Origin of the sequence: Pseudomonas sp. TAE6080 (assembly GCF_018732265.1) — a bacterium.
Lineage (GTDB): Bacteria > Pseudomonadota > Gammaproteobacteria > Pseudomonadales > Pseudomonadaceae > Aquipseudomonas > Aquipseudomonas brenneri.
In genome coordinates, this window is sequence record NZ_JAHIDY010000097.1 from 1 (window position 1) to 1,094 (window position 1,094).

A 1,094-nucleotide genomic window follows, 5' to 3' on the forward strand; every position below is an offset into this window, starting at 1 on the left:
GGCGGTTGCAGGAGCTGAGTGCAACACGGTTATTGAATTGAAGCAGGAGCCTCATGTTGCAAGCCCATCAGCTGAGTGAATACCTCGATCGGACACAGCCAGTTAAATCGCTTGCGTGGTCGGATGTTCAGCAAATACGCAAACTTGTCCAACTCCTCTTGGGTGTACCTGGACAGGTCAGTTCCCTTGGGCAAAAACTGGCGGACAAGGCCGTTGGTGTTCTCGTTGGTTCCACGTTGCCATGGGCTGTGTGGGTCAGCAAAGTAAACAGCAATACCCGTCTTCTGAGTGAGTTCGGCGTGCCTGGCCATTTCCTTGCCCTGGTCATACGTCATGCTTTTACGAGCGGCCAGCGGCATGCCATTGAGCGCCGCGCTGAACCCTTCGACTGCCGATGTCGCCGTAGCGTCATTCATTTTCACCAGCATCAAATAGCCGCTGGAGCGCTCAACGAGTGTCCCGACCGCCGAGGCGTTGTTCTTCCCCTTGATCAAGTCGCCCTCCCAGTGCCCTGGCATCAAACGGTCTTCAACCTCCGGCGGGCGCAGGTGAATACTGACCATATCCGGAATCTGGCCGCGACGATCAACGCCCCCAGCGCGCGGTCTACGTGTGCTCTTGCCTTGTCGCAGACACTGCACCAGCTCCTTGCGCAACTCCCCGACGGGCATCGCATAGATCGCTTTGTAGATGGTTTCCCGGCAAACGTAGGCTTCTTCGAAATTGATTTTCATGACACGCAGCTTGCCCGCGATTTGCTCTGGGGAAAAGCGTTCTCGAAGCAAATGAAGCACCAGCTCGAAGCGTTCATTGCCCAGAACCAATTTTCTGGCAGGGCGGCAAACTTTACGGCGCTCGCGAGTGTGAGCCTGTGCAACGTGGGCAACGTATCTCCCATTGAGGGATCGATTGCGACGCAACTCGCGGCTGATCGTAGAGGGGCTTCGGCCAAGCATTCGAGCTATCTCGCGCTGACTAAGACCTTGATATTGCCCGACCTGGATCGTGGCGCGTTCTTCGACGCTGAGTTCTGTATAGGACATGGCGGCACCTTACCGGAGGGTGAGGTGTTGCACTCAGTTTTTGCGGCCGCC

Annotated in this window: 1 protein-coding gene; it reads right to left on the bottom strand. The window is 56.5% G+C overall.

Features of this window, described 5'->3' with window-relative positions:
* Window positions 1–29: 29 nt before the first annotated feature.
* On the bottom strand, window positions 30–1,043 hold the full coding sequence (locus tag KL786_RS29270) for an IS30 family transposase (protein WP_033900015.1): 1,014 nt from the start codon (window positions 1,041–1,043) through the stop codon (window positions 30–32).
* Window positions 1,044–1,094 lie beyond the last annotated feature (51 nt).